Below are 12,316 nucleotides of genomic sequence, written 5' to 3' on the forward strand. Positions count from 1 at the left end.
CAAATGCCCTGCCGTGGTGTGGCGGATCCCACAAACTCAGCGCTTCTCGATGCGCTCCGCCCCGTCGTAGTCGGCGCCGCCGAGAGCGGCGGCCGGCGGGATCCGGTCGGGCGCGGGCAACTCGGGGGTGCTGTCCGCGGCCACCGCCTCGGCCTCACGCACCTCGGCGGCCGCCGCTTCCGCCGCCGCATCGGCCTCACGCTGGACCGCATCGGCGTCGACACCCTTGAGCGGCTCGTCGCCGACCATGTTGCCGAGACCGCCGAGCGCGCCGCCGATCCCCTCCAGTGCCTTGGTCAGCTCGGTCGGCAGGATCCACACCTTGTTCGCGGTGCCGTTGGCGATCTGCGGGAGCGACTGGAGATACTGGTAGGCGAGCACCTTCTGCGACGGGTTGGCCTGGTGGATGGCGTCGAAAACGGTGCGGATCGCCTTGGCCTGGCCCTCGGCCTGCAGGATGCGGGCCTGCCGGTCACCGTCGGCGCGCAGCACCTGGGACTGTTTCTCACCCTCGGCGGTGAGGATGGCGGCCTGCTTGTGACCCTCGGCGTTCAGGATCGTGGCGCGGCGCTCCCGCTCGGCGCGCATCTGCTTCTCCATCGAGTCGCGGATGCTGGGCGGCGGCTCGATCGCCTTGATCTCGACCCGGGTCACCTTGATGCCCCAGCGGCCGGTGGTCTCGTCGAGCACGCTGGACAGGTGCTTGTTGATCTCCTCGCGGCTGGTCAGGGCGCGCTCCAGGTCGAGCGAGCCGATCACGTTGCGCAGCGTGGTGACGGTGAGCTGTTCGATGGCCTGGAGGAAGTGCGAGATCTCGTACGTCGCGCGCACCGGGTCGACGACCTTGAAGTAGAGCACCGTGTCGATCGAGACGACCAGGTTGTCCGAGGTGATCACCGGCTGGGGCGGGAAGGAGACCACCTGCTCCCGCATGTCGACCTTGGTCCGTACCGCGTCCACGAACGGGACCAGCAGGTTCAGTCCCGGGGAGAGGGTCCGCTTGTATTTGCCGAGTCGCTCGATCACGTCCATCCGCTGCTGCGGGACGATCCGGACCGACTTGACGAGAGTCGTCACCGCGAAGATCGCGATGACGATGCCCAATATCAGGATGATGGCTTCCATGACGGCACCTCCTAGGCGTGTGGCAGATCGTCGTGCCAGACGAGCAACGTCGCGCCGCGCAACTTGACGACACGCACGTGTTCACCGGGTGCGAAGGAATCGCCGCTGTCGAACGACCGGGCCTGCCACAGCTCCCCGTCGATCTTGACCATGCCGTGGTCGCCGTCGACCGCCTCGATCACGGTGCCGCGCGAGCCCTCGATCGCCTCGATCCCGAACGGAGTCTCCCCCGTTTCCAGTGCCGGCCGGGCGTGCTTCAGGATGATCGGGCGCAACGCCGCGACCGAGAGGCCACTGACGACCGCGAAGACGATCACCTGGGCGAGCAGACCGAACCCGAGCGCCGCGGCACCCGCGGCGGCCAGTGCCCCGGCCGCGAAGAAGATGATGAGCACAGTCGCGGTGAAGGCCTCACCGATGGCCAGGGTGATGCCGAGGACGATCCAGAGAACGGCTTCCACGTCATCGATGGTTCCACGCCGGTGCACGCACGGCGAGCGCTCGGCTACGCGTAGCCGAAACGACTTGAAACAGTTGGACGGATGAGTCGAAATTGAGAAGAGGGAACCTCGTGTCGTTGCTTCCGGAGACTTCCCGCCGGATCGATGAGATCGCGGCCCGGGCGCAGTCGGACGGGCGGGTGCCGTCGATCGCCCTGGCCGTCGTCCGGGACCGGGCGGTGCTGCACTTCGCGGGCGCCGGCGAGCGGCCCCGGCCGGACCCGAAGACCCAGTACCGGCTCGGCTCGATCACCAAGACGATCACCGCGGCCCTGGTCATGCAGTTGCGGGACGAGGGGTTCCTGGCGCTCGACGACCGGCTCCAGCGGCACCTGCCCGGCACCCCGGTCGGTGACGTGACCCTGCGCCAGCTGCTCGGGCACGTCTCCGGGCTGCAGCGCGAACCGGACGGCCCGTGGTGGGAGCGGGTCGCCGGCGGCACCGTCGACGAGCTGCTGGCCGGGCTCACCCACGACAAGCTGCACGGCCCGGCGGCCCGGCGGTTCCGGTACTCGAACCTGGGCTACGGGCTGCTCGGCGCGGTGCTGGAGCGGATCACCGGGCTGGGCTGGGCGGAACTCGCCGGGAAACGGGTGCTCGACCCGCTCGGCATGAAGCGGACCACGTACGCGCCGGTGGAGCCGTACGCCCGCGGTTACGTGGTCGGTTCCGGGCTGCACGAGGAACCCCGCCCGGACACCGGTGCGATGGCGCCGGCCGGGCAGCTCTGGTCCACGGTCACCGACATGGCGAAGTGGGCGGCCGTGCTCACCGATCCGGCTCCGGCGGTGCTGTCCCGGGAGACCGTCGACGAGATGTGCTCGCCGGTGGCGATCAGCGATCTGGAGACCTGGACCGAGGGGCACGGGCTGGGCCCGCAGCTGTTCCGGGCCGGCGAGCGGGTCTACGCCGGCCACGGCGGTTCGATGCCCGGTTACGTCTCGCACCTCGCGGTCCATCGCCGCAGCCGGCTGGGGGTGATCGTCTTCGCCAACGCCTACGGGCTGGACGGCACCAGCATCAAGCGGGTCAGCCTGACCGCGCTGACCGCGGTCCTGGACGGCGAACCGGCGCCGGTCGAGCCGTGGCGCCCGCCCGCCGAACCCACCGGCGAGGCCGCCGAGATCCAGGGCCGCTGGTGGTGGATGGGCCGCGAGTACACCGTCACCCCCGACGACGGCGCCCTGCTGATGACCGGCCCGAACCACCGGACCCGCTTCGTCCCGAAGGGCCCGGACCGCTGGCGCGGCGTCTCCGGCTACAACGAGGGCGAGGTGCTCCGCATCGAACGGTCCGCCGACGGCACGGTCGCCCGCCTGGACATCGCCACCTTCCTCTTCAGCCGCGACTCCCGGCATCTGGCCTGATCAAACCCATTGCGGCGGTACGGACGTCGGCTCCACAGAAGCACTACCCGTCCCGCCGCGTCGCGCGAGGAGGGCCCGGGGCCACGGCCCCGGGCGCGACCCGCCGGGCCGAGGGCTTTTGGTCACCGCCCGGGGGTGCCGACCGAGCTTCCGGCCGAGCTTCGCCCCGACCTGCTGACGGGGCTTCGTTCCGGCCCGCTGCCGGGGCTTCGGTCCGGTCTGCCGGTCGGGGCGAAGCCCAGGGCGAGCCCCGCGGCGACGGTGGCGACGCCGAGCCATACGGCCGGTGCCGGGAATGGTCCGCCCAGGGCGACCCCGGCGGCGGCCGCGGCGATCGGGGCCACGCCGGTCAGCAGCCCGGCCCGGCCGGCGCCGAGGCGGGCCACACACGTGTACCAGAGCACGAACGCCACCGCCGTGACCAGCACCGCCAGGTAGGCCCCGGCCAGCAGATCCGCCGGCCGCAGCCGCAGCGAGGCGCCCGGCCCCTCGACGGCCAGCCCCAGGACCGCGAACATCGCCGCACCCAGCCAGGTGGTGTGCACCGACACCCCGAGCGGCCCGTGCCGCCCCAGCACCGGCACCGCCAGCAGGGTGAACGCGGCTTCGCAGGCGAACGTGACGGCGGCCCAGAACACCCCGGCGCCGTCGGTGCGCCCGAGCCCCTGCACCAGCCCGGCCCCGGCGGTCACCACGAGCGCCGCGGCGAGCACCCGAGCCCCGGGGCGGCGGCCTTCGAGCAGCGGCCCGGCGGCGGCCAGGACGATCGGGACGCAGGCCACGGCGACCCCGATGACCGCGGGTTCGGCGTGCCGGGAGCCCTGGACCAGCGCCACGTTGAAGATCACCAGCCCGGTGCCGGTGACGCCGGTCAGCCAGAGCCAGTCGGCGCCACGGGGCCGGCGGATCCGGGCCCCGGTGAACCGGGCCCAGGCGAGCAGCAGCAGGCAGGCCACGGCGTACCGCAGCGCCTGGACGGTGAACAGGGGCGCACCGGTCAGGTGCCCGGAGACGGCGACGCTGCCGCCGACGAAGACCATGCCGGCCGCACCCGCGAGGACGGGGAGAGCTTTCATGACTCCGATGCTCGACCCGGAGTATGGTCCGGTTCGAGGACCAATCACAGCACGATGAGGTGGACCAATTCCCGATTCCGACTCCCTGCGGTTGACGGGTTCCGACTTCCTGCAGTTGAAAGCCGCCGAGGCGCCGGCCAAGGGGCTGACCACCTGGCTGACCGAGGGACTACGGTCGGCGATCGCGGCCGGCCGGCTCACCCCCGGTGACCGGCTGCCCGCGACCCGGCTGCTCGCCGCCGAGCTGGGCGTCTCCCGGGGCGTGGTGGTGCAGGCCTACCAGCGGCTCGCCGACGAAGGGCTGGCCGGCGCCCGGACCGGCTCGGGCACCGTGGTCACCGGGCGTGGCCCGGAGCGGCCGGCCAGCCCGGCCGCGGACCGGCGGCGCACCCTGCACCGGCTGCGGCTGCCGCTCTCCACACCGGACGGCATCGAGATCGACCTGTCCCCCGGGGTGCCCGACCTGTCGGCGTTCCCCCGGGCCGCCTGGCTGCGGGCCGAACGCGCGGTGCTGGGCCGGGTGACCGCCGCCGACCTGCGGTACGGCGATCCGGGCGGCACCCCACGACTGCGGTCGGCTCTGGTGGGCTGGCTGGCGCGTACCCGCGGAGTGCGGTGTGAGGCGGACGACGTGGTGGTCACCGCGGGCGTCGCGCAAGGGCTCGCACTGCTCGCGCACGTCCTGCGCGCCCGCGGCACCGACACGGTGGCGGTGGAGGACCCGGGTTCCCGCGGCGCGCTGGACCAGATGGCGTTCTGGGGGCTGCGGCCGGTGGAGGTGCCGGTCGACGGCGAGGGCCTGCGGGCCGCCGAGCTGGCCGCGACCGGGCTGGACACGGTGCTGCTGACCCCGGCGCACCAGTTCCCGACCGGGGTGGTGCTGTCGCCGCGCCGCCGCCGGGCGCTGCTGGCCTGGGCGGCGGACGGCAACCTGATCGTCGAGGACGACTACGACGCCGAGCACCGGTACGACCGGGCGCCGGTGGCCGCGTTGCAGGGGTCGGCGCCGGACCGGGTGGCGTACCTGGGCAGTGTCTCGAAGTCCCTGGCGCCCGGGATGCGGACCGGCTGGCTGATCGCGCCCCGGGACATGCAGGCCGAGCTGCTGGCCGCCAAACACGCCAGCGACCTGGGCAACCCGGCACTGCCCCAGCTGGTGCTGGCCGAGCTGCTGGTCTCCGGCGACTACGAACGGCACCTGCGCGGGGTCCGTACCCGGCAACGGTCCCGCCGGGACGCGCTGCTGGCCGGGTTGCGCGCGCATCTGCCGGAGGCCCGCGTCGCCGGCGTGGCCGCCGGCCTGCACCTGCTGGTGACGCTGCCCGCCTCGTTCCCGGAGGACGACACCGTCCTCGCCGAACGGATCGCCGCCGAGGGTGTGCAGGTGCAGCCGCTGTCCTGGCACCGGCGCTGCCCCGGGCCGCCCGGCCTGGTGATCGGCTACGCCGCGCACCCGCCGGACCGGCTGGCCGAGGCCGCCGCCCGGATCGGGAGGGCGCTCAATCCTCCAGTACCGTCACGAAGTCGATCAGCCGCTCCATCGAGTTGATCAACGGTGTCTCGACGTCCTTGTAGGAGCTGACCGAGGCGAGGATCCGCCGCCACATGTCGGCCGGTTCGCGCACGCCCACCGCCTCGCAGACGCCCTCCTTCCACGGACGGCCGGGCGGGATGACCGGCCAGGCCCGCAGCCCGACCCGTTCCGGTTTGACGGCCTGCCACACGTCCACGTAGGGATGACCGGTGACCAGGACGTTCGGGTCCTTCACCGCGGCGACGATCCGGCTCTCCTTGGACCCGGGGACCAGATGGTCGACCAGAACGCCCAGTCTCCGGTCCTTCGAAGGGCCGAACTCCTTCGTTTTAAAATCAAGATCATCAATGCCGGACAGCGGCTCCACGACGATGCCCTCGATCCGCAGGTCGTCGCCCCAGATCCGCTCGACCAGGGCGGCGTCGTGCACACCCTCCACCCAGATCCGGCTGGCCTTCGCCACCTGCGCCTTCACCCCGGCGACCGCGATCGACCCGGAGGCCGTCATCCGCCGCTGCGCCGCGGGCTGCTGCCGGGCCGGGCGCCGCAGCGTCACGGTCTGCCCGTCCAGCAGGAACGCCGCCGGTTCCAGCGGGAAGTTGCGCCGTTTCCCGAATCGGTCCTCCAGCACGACCGCACCCAGCTCGAACCCGACCACGGCACCGCAGAACCCGGAGTCGGCGTCCTCGACGACCAGATCCGGTTCGGCGTCCACCTCCGGGATCACCTTGCGGCGGCGCCAGTCGCCCGCCATCACGTCCTCCCCATACATGTCGAGCACTGTATGCGCGATCACGAACACACCCACGGTGACGCTCCGGGACGGGACAACTCTCCTTACCGGCACGTACCCTTGCTCGCATGTCACCCGCAGCCGATGCGGCCACCCGTACCGCACGCCGTTCGACCCTGTTCGTGGCCTGGGTGCGCGCCTGGCGCGCCGGCCTCGTCCCGTTCGACGAGCTGGCCGACGAGATCGCCGCGGACGAGGAGCACCTCGTCGCCGACGTCCCCGGCACCTGGACCGACGTGCCCCTCGGTCAGGGCCTGCCGATCTTCGCGAAGCTGCATCCCGACGAGATCCGGCTCGTCCTGCCGGCGCCCGGCGACCCCCGCGGCCTGCCCGGCCCCGGTGAGCTGACCGGCGCGGCGCTGCTGGCCGGCGAGGCGGTGATGACCCCCGGTTTCGGGGTGGTGCCCGAGCTGCGGCGGCACACGTCCGGTTCCGGTGTGGAGTTCTCCACCGTGCTGTGGCGGGTGATGCCGGCTCCCGAGCACCGGCAGGTGTTCCAGACGGGCGCGGCCGACGCCGAGGCGGAGCTGACCGCGGCGCTCGGCGAGGCCACCGCCCGGCTCACCAAACTCGACGTGGCCCAGTGGAAACCCGAGCTGGCCGGGGCGCTGCAGGCGCTGCGCCGCCCGGAGTCCACCGAGACCCTGCCGCCCGGCTTCGACCCGCGCTCGCGTCGCCTGTTCGCCCGCGCCAGCGTCCTGGACCAGGTGCTCACCCTGGCCGGGACGAATTCGCCGGGCGGCGCCGTCAACGGTTACGAGGCCCAGCAGCGTGACGAGGCGCTGCGCCCGCTGACCACCGCCTGCCGCCACGCCCTGGTGGCGGCCTGCAACTCCCCGCTGCGCCCGTGACCGCCCCGGACCGGTACGCGCACTGCACGTTCTGCGGCGCGCGGTTCGTCGCCGGGCTGAAGTGGCCGCGCCGCTGCGGGGCGTGCGGCGAGACCAGTTACCTGAACCCGAGCCCGGTCTCGGTGGCGGTCCAGCCGGTCGGCACCGGCCTGCTCGCCGTCCGCCGCGGCATCGCCCCCGCCCGCGGCCGGCTGGCCCTCCCCGGCGGTTTCATCGACGTCGGCGAGACGTGGCAGGCGGCGGCGTCCCGGGAGCTGCGGGAGGAGACCGGGGTCGAGACCGACCCCACGACCATTTCGCTGTACGACACGGCGAGCGCCCCGGACGGCACCATCCTGGTGTTCGCCCTGTTCCCGGCGCTGGCGTCGACGGCGGCGCTGCCACCGGCCCCGGAGGAGGACGAGACGCTGAGCCGTGAGGTCCTCTACGGCCCCACCGAGCTGGGTTTCAGCATCCACACCGCGATAGCCACCCGCTGGTTCACCGCCCGCGGCTGACCCGCCCGCACCTGATCCGGGTCGTGGACCGCCGCCTCGGCCAGCCGGTTCAGCCGGTCGACGAGCCCGTTCCACCGGCGGACACCGGGATGGCCCTGCTGCTCCCAGAGCGACAGCGTCCGCCATCCCTCGACGAGTTCGGGCACGTGGTCGGCAACCATGGTGATCATCCTGCCGTCATCGCCCGGACCACGCCCGACGATCGGTCAGTCGATCAGGGCCGCTGTCGCCAGGTCGTCCAGGAGCAGGCGGATGGCGGGGGCGCACCGGGCACGGTCGGCCGTGGTGAACCAGGCGATCTCGACGATCTCCGCGGCCGGGGCCGGCTCGCCCTCGGACGGGCCGGTGAAACAGACCAGGCTGACCCGGGTGCCGGGCGGGCGGTTGTGGGCCGGGGCGTCGATGGTGACCAGGTGACTCAACGCCGCCGGGTCGACCCGGACGCCCACCTCCTCGGCCGCCTCGCGGGCGGCCGCCTCGGCGTCGGTCTCGCCCGGTTCGGGTTTGCCGCCGGGCAGGTAGAACGCGTCCGAGCCGCCGGCGCGCACGGTCAGCACCCGGCGGTCCCGGACACACACCCAGGCCGCCGCGACGACCACCGCGGGAGCCGTCATGCGAGCGTGAACGGGTCGCCGGCCTCGAAGCGGGCCAGCCGCTCCAGAATAGGGCGGACCGAACCGGACAGGTCCTCGGGGAACTCGTCCACGGCGAAGAACGCGGCGTCCAGCGTCTCGTCGGTGACCCGGACCAGGTCGCCGGACCACGAGTCGACCCGGACGGTGAGCGCCACGTGCTGGTAGGTGGCGCCGAAGACATTGGTGTGCAGCGCCTCCCCCGAGTCCAGGGCGAACGGGGTGACCGCGTGCGCGGTGAGGCCGGTCTCCTCGTACACCTCACGGATGGCGCAGTCGGTCAGAGTCTGGCCCAGCTCCATCGTCCCGGCCGGGAAGGCCCACCGGGCGTTGTCGTTGCGCTGGATCAGCAGCACCCGCCCGGCGTCGTCACGGAGCACGGCCCGGGCCCCGATCGTCATGAGCACCGGTTCGGCGCCGGTGATCGCCCGCAGCCGCCCGAGGTACGAGTCCTCCCAGGGCACGATCAGATCTCGTCGATCAGGTCGGCGACCGAGTTGATGATGCGGGACGGCCGGTACGGATAGGTCTCGCTCTCCAGCCGGCTGCTGATGCCGGTCAGCACCAGGATCGTCTCCAGGCCCGCCTCCAGGCCGCAGAGCACGTCGGTGTCCATCCGGTCGCCGATCATCGCGGTGGTCTCGCTGTGCGCGCCGATCGCGTTGAGCGCCGAGCGCATCATCATCGGGTTCGGCTTGCCGACGAAGTAGGGCTTCACCCCGGTCGCCTTGGAGATCATCGCCGCGACCGAGCCGGCCGCCGGGAGCAGGCCCTCGTTGGACGGGCCGGTGGCGTCCGGGTTGGTGCAGATGAACCGGGCGCCGCCGCTGATCAGCCGGATCGCCTTGGTTATCGCCTCGAAGCTGTACGTCCGGGTCTCGCCGAGCACCACGTAGTCCGGCTCGAACTCGGTCAGGATGTAGCCGGCCGCGTGCATGGCGGTGGTCAGACCGGCTTCGCCGATCACGTACGCGGTGCCGCCGGGGCGCTGGTCGGCCAGGAACTGGGCGGTCGCCAGGGCGGCCGTCCAGATCGACTGCTCGTCCACGTCGAAACCCATCCGCTGCAGGCGGGCCTGCAGGTCACGAGGGGTGTAGATGGAGTTGTTGGTGAGGATCAGGAACGGTTTCCCGGACTCCTTCATGCGATTCACGAACTCGGGGGCGCCGGGCACCGGCTCACCCTCGTGGACGAGCACGCCGTCCATGTCGGTGAGCCAGCTCTCGATCGCCTTGCGCTCCTTCATCGGGGGGCTCCTCGTCGCACAGGGGTGGGACAACAATCGATTTGGCACGTGTCCCAGGTCGCCAGCGTACCGAGCGCGGGCCGTTTCCGATCATCGGTGCGTTCCTGGACGAGTTCCCGGACCATCGATACGAAGTCCGGGTGAACTCCGGGGGTGGCGGCACGGGCGTAACCGAGCCCGAGACGGGCCGCGGTGTCCTTCGCCTCGTTGTCCAGATCCCAGATGACCTCGAGGTGGTCGGAGACGAAACCGATCGGGCTGACCACCACGTCGGTGACACCCTTCTCGGCCAGGGCCTCCAGGTGGTCGTTGATGTCCGGCTCCAGCCACGGGATGTGCGGCGGGCCGGACCGGCTCTGCCAGACCAGGTCGTAGGGAAGGTCTTCGGCGGCTTCCGCGTGCACCAGCCGGGCGGTCTCCTCCAGCTGGGCGTTGTAACGGCCACCGGTGGGGCCCGCGGACTGCGCCATGCTCACCGGGATGGAGTGCGCGGTGAAGACCAGACGGGTGCTGGCACGGCGCGCGGCATCCAAGGTGTCCAGCGCCGAACGGACGGCCTCCACGTTCGGCCGTACAAAACCGGGGTGGTCGTGGAACTGCCGCAGTTTGGCGATCTTCGGCGCCTTCGGCCCGACGTGGGCGCGAGCGGCCGCGATGTCCTCCCAGTACTGCTTGCAGGAGGAGTAACCACCGTAGGCACTGGTGGCGAACCCGAGTGCGTGCTCGATCCCGTCGTCGCGCATCTGCGCGACGGTGTCGGCGAGCATCGGGTGCCAGTTGCGGTTGCCCCAGTAGACGGGCAGCGTGATGTCGTGCGCCGCGAACTCGGTCTCGAGCGCGGCCAGCAGGTCACGGCACTGCTGATTGATCGGGGACACCCCGCCGAAGTGCATGTAGTGCTCGTACACCTCGGCGAGGCGCTCGTCCGGGACACCGCGCCCGCGCACCACGTTGCGCAGGAACGGCATCACGTCATCGGGCTTCTCGGGCCCACCGAAGGAGAGCAGGACGAACGCGTCGTAAACCACCCGTCCATCCTGCCACCGCCTCAGGCAGCGCGAGAGTGGTAGCCCCCGTCGACGTGCACCATCTCACCGGTGGTCGCCGGGAACCAGTCGGACAGCAGGGCGCAGACCGCGCGGGCGGTCGGCTCCGGGTCGTTCAGGTCCCAGCCGAGCGGCGCGTGCTGCGAGTACGCGTCCTCGAAGTTGCTGAAACCGGGGATCGACTTGGCCGCCATGGTGCGCAGCGGGCCGGCCGCGACCACGTTGCTGCGGATCCCGTGCTTGCCCAGGTACATGGCGAGGTAACGGGATGCGGACTCCAGCCCGGCCTTGGCGACACCCATCCAGTCGTACAGCGGGTAGGCCTTGGTCGCGTCGAAGGTCAGGCCGACGATCGAACCGCCCTGGTCCATCATCGGCAGGCAGGCCATCGCCAGGCTCTTGTACGAGAACGTCGACACGTGCACGGCCTGGGCGACGTCCTCCCACGGCGTCTCCAGGAACGTGCCGCCGAGGGCGCTCTGCGGGGCGAAGCCGATGGAGTGGACAACGCCGTCCAGTCCGTCGACGTGCTCGCGGACCCGGGAGGCGAGGCTGTCCAGGTGCTCCTGGTTGGTGACGTCCAGCTCGATGACGGGCGCCGGCTGGGGCAGCCGCTTGGCGATGCGCTCCACCAGCGAGAGCCGGCCGAAGCCGGTGAGCACCACGGTGGCGCCGGCCTCCTGGGCCAGCTTCGCCACCGAGAAGGCGATCGAGGCGTCGGTGATGACGCCGGTGACGAGCAGCCGTTTACCGGCCAGCAGTCCAGACACTCTTTTACTTCTCTCCTGAAAAAGTCTCGGAAACTTCAGTGCCCCATACCGAGGCCCCCGTCGACGGGGAGCACGGCGCCCGAGATGTACGCCGCACTGTCGCCGGCCAGGAAGGTCACCGCGGCGGCGACCTCGTCCACGCTGGCGAGGCGACCGGCCGGGACAGCCTTGATGATCTCGGCCTTACGCGCGTCCGGCAAGACGGCGGTCATCTCCGTCTCGATGAAACCGGGCGCCACGACGTTCGCGGTGATGTTGCGAGTGCCCAGCTCACGGGTGATGCTACGGGCCATGCCGACCAGGCCGGCCTTGCTCGCGGCGTAGTTCACCTGGCCGGGCCCGCCGTACAGGCCGACCACCGACGAGATGAAGATGATCCGGCCCCACTTGGCCCGCAGCATCTTCGAACTGGCCCGCTTCGCGACCCGGAACGCGCCGGTCAGGTTGGTGTCGACGACCCGCTCGAACTGCTCGTCGGACATCCGCAGGAGCAGGGTGTCGTCGGTGATGCCGGCGTTCGCCACCACCACCTCGACCGGGCCCAGCTCCTTCTCCACCTCGGTGAAGGCGGCGTCGACGGCGGCCGAGTCGGTGATGTCGCACTTGACCCCGAACAGGCCGTCCGGCACGGCCGAGCCCCGGTGGGTGACGGCCACCCGGTCCCCCTGCGCGGCGAAGGCCTGGGCGATGGCCAGCCCGATGCCGCGGTTTCCTCCGGTCACCAGAACGGTGCGAGCCACAACACACTCCTATCGACAGCGCTTCATCACACAGGGTCACGAGATCCCTCTGAAAAGGGAGACTATCGGCCGGGCGCGACACGGCGGAGGGACGGGGCCGTCGACTGACAACCCGTTCAGGGTCGCACCGATTTTCTCA

At 71.6% G+C, this 12,316-nt stretch carries 15 protein-coding genes; 4 read left to right on the plus strand and 11 right to left on the minus strand.

Translation table 11 applies throughout. The annotated features are described in order from the left end of the window. Positions 1-36: 36 nt before the first annotated feature. Positions 37-1,125: an SPFH domain-containing protein gene (locus Aco03nite_RS05340; RefSeq protein ID WP_203793623.1), complete on the minus strand. Its 1,089-nt coding sequence runs from the start codon at positions 1,123-1,125 to the stop codon at positions 37-39. Positions 1,126-1,136: 11 nt separating this feature from the next. Further along, positions 1,137-1,586 carry an NfeD family protein gene (locus tag Aco03nite_RS05345; protein ID WP_203793624.1) on the minus strand — a complete coding sequence of 150 codons (450 nt, stop codon included), beginning with the start codon at positions 1,584-1,586 and terminating at the stop codon, positions 1,137-1,139. A 110-nt stretch (positions 1,587-1,696) separates the two neighbouring features. Between Aco03nite_RS05345 and Aco03nite_RS05350 the strand changes: the two genes are divergently transcribed. Beyond that, the gene (locus Aco03nite_RS05350) at positions 1,697-2,992 is read left to right on the plus strand and encodes a serine hydrolase domain-containing protein (RefSeq protein ID WP_203793625.1); all 1,296 of its coding nucleotides are present in this window, start codon (positions 1,697-1,699) and stop codon (positions 2,990-2,992) included. Between the two features lie 122 nt (positions 2,993-3,114). Here the strand turns inward: Aco03nite_RS05350 and Aco03nite_RS05355 are convergent, their stop codons facing one another. Further along, entirely contained in the window at positions 3,115-4,068 is a 954-nt protein-coding gene (locus tag Aco03nite_RS05355; protein ID WP_203793626.1) for a DMT family transporter, read from the minus strand. 91 nt (positions 4,069-4,159) lie between these two features. Between Aco03nite_RS05355 and pdxR the strand changes: the two genes are divergently transcribed. Further along, positions 4,160-5,617 carry a MocR-like pyridoxine biosynthesis transcription factor PdxR gene (gene pdxR, locus Aco03nite_RS05360; protein WP_239144931.1) on the plus strand — a complete coding sequence of 486 codons (1,458 nt, stop codon included), beginning with the start codon at positions 4,160-4,162 and terminating at the stop codon, positions 5,615-5,617. Here the strand turns inward: pdxR and Aco03nite_RS05365 are convergent. Continuing rightward, positions 5,568-6,374, minus strand: a complete 807-nt coding sequence (locus Aco03nite_RS05365) for a DUF3097 domain-containing protein (RefSeq protein ID WP_203793719.1) — start codon at positions 6,372-6,374, stop codon at positions 5,568-5,570. The genes pdxR and Aco03nite_RS05365 overlap by 50 nt on opposite strands. A gap of 89 nt (positions 6,375-6,463) precedes the next feature. On the opposite strand from Aco03nite_RS05365, the gene Aco03nite_RS05370 reads away from it, so the two are divergent. Next, positions 6,464-7,246: an Rv1486c family protein gene (locus Aco03nite_RS05370; RefSeq protein WP_203793627.1), complete on the plus strand. Its 783-nt coding sequence runs from the start codon at positions 6,464-6,466 to the stop codon at positions 7,244-7,246. Next, the gene (locus Aco03nite_RS05375) at positions 7,243-7,743 is read left to right on the plus strand and encodes an NUDIX domain-containing protein (RefSeq protein WP_203793628.1); all 501 of its coding nucleotides are present in this window, start codon (positions 7,243-7,245) and stop codon (positions 7,741-7,743) included. The genes Aco03nite_RS05370 and Aco03nite_RS05375 overlap by 4 nt, the downstream gene beginning before the upstream one ends. On the opposite strand, the gene Aco03nite_RS05380 is transcribed toward Aco03nite_RS05375, so the two are convergent. From Aco03nite_RS05380 to fabG, 7 genes are read right to left on the minus strand one after another with little or no spacing between them, the layout of a single operon-like run. Beyond that, positions 7,671-7,913, minus strand: a complete 243-nt coding sequence (locus tag Aco03nite_RS05380) for a hypothetical protein (protein ID WP_203793629.1) — start codon at positions 7,911-7,913, stop codon at positions 7,671-7,673. The two genes, Aco03nite_RS05375 and Aco03nite_RS05380, sit on opposite strands and share 73 nt — an antisense overlap. Before the next feature lie 36 nt (positions 7,914-7,949). Next, the gene (locus tag Aco03nite_RS05385; RefSeq protein WP_203793630.1) at positions 7,950-8,357 is read right to left on the minus strand and encodes an NUDIX hydrolase; all 408 of its coding nucleotides are present in this window, start codon (positions 8,355-8,357) and stop codon (positions 7,950-7,952) included. Further along, a complete protein-coding gene (locus Aco03nite_RS05390) occupies positions 8,354-8,845 on the minus strand; it encodes an NUDIX domain-containing protein (protein ID WP_373872572.1) in 492 nt (163 codons plus the stop codon). The genes Aco03nite_RS05385 and Aco03nite_RS05390 overlap by 4 nt, the downstream gene beginning before the upstream one ends. After that, positions 8,842-9,678: an HAD-IIA family hydrolase gene (locus Aco03nite_RS05395; RefSeq protein ID WP_373872573.1), complete on the minus strand. Its 837-nt coding sequence runs from the start codon at positions 9,676-9,678 to the stop codon at positions 8,842-8,844. Before Aco03nite_RS05395 ends, Aco03nite_RS05390 begins: the two co-directional genes overlap by 4 nt. Then, entirely contained in the window at positions 9,618-10,649 is a 1,032-nt protein-coding gene (locus Aco03nite_RS05400; protein WP_203793632.1) for a ferrochelatase, read from the minus strand. Before Aco03nite_RS05400 ends, Aco03nite_RS05395 begins: the two co-directional genes overlap by 61 nt. Before the next feature lie 20 nt (positions 10,650-10,669). Then, positions 10,670-11,437 (minus strand): enoyl-ACP reductase FabI, encoded by a 768-nt coding sequence (fabI, locus tag Aco03nite_RS05405; RefSeq protein WP_203793633.1) that lies wholly within the window; start codon positions 11,435-11,437, stop codon positions 10,670-10,672. 35 nt (positions 11,438-11,472) lie between these two features. Next, positions 11,473-12,177, minus strand: a complete 705-nt coding sequence (gene fabG, locus Aco03nite_RS05410) for a 3-oxoacyl-ACP reductase FabG (RefSeq protein ID WP_203793634.1) — start codon at positions 12,175-12,177, stop codon at positions 11,473-11,475. Between the last annotated feature and the right edge of the window lie 139 nt (positions 12,178-12,316).

Source organism: Actinoplanes couchii (assembly GCF_016862075.1).
Classification (GTDB): domain Bacteria; phylum Actinomycetota; class Actinomycetes; order Mycobacteriales; family Micromonosporaceae; genus Actinoplanes; species Actinoplanes couchii.

What these genes read in the sequence shown, in the direction of transcription:
- Aco03nite_RS05385 (WP_203793630.1), bottom strand. Translation starts at nt 8,357, where the DNA reads ATGACGGCTCCCGCGGTGGTCGTCGCGGCGGCCTGGGTGTGTGTCCGG.
- Aco03nite_RS05340 (WP_203793623.1), bottom strand. Translation starts at nt 1,125, where the DNA reads ATGGAAGCCATCATCCTGATATTGGGCATCGTCATCGCGATCTTCGCG.
- Aco03nite_RS05355 (WP_203793626.1), bottom strand. Translation starts at nt 4,068, where the DNA reads ATGAAAGCTCTCCCCGTCCTCGCGGGTGCGGCCGGCATGGTCTTCGTC.
- Aco03nite_RS05370 (WP_203793627.1), top strand. Translation starts at nt 6,464, where the DNA reads ATGTCACCCGCAGCCGATGCGGCCACCCGTACCGCACGCCGTTCGACC.
- Aco03nite_RS05380 (WP_203793629.1), bottom strand. Translation starts at nt 7,913, where the DNA reads ATGATCACCATGGTTGCCGACCACGTGCCCGAACTCGTCGAGGGATGG.
- Aco03nite_RS05365 (WP_203793719.1), bottom strand. Translation starts at nt 6,374, where the DNA reads ATGTATGGGGAGGACGTGATGGCGGGCGACTGGCGCCGCCGCAAGGTG.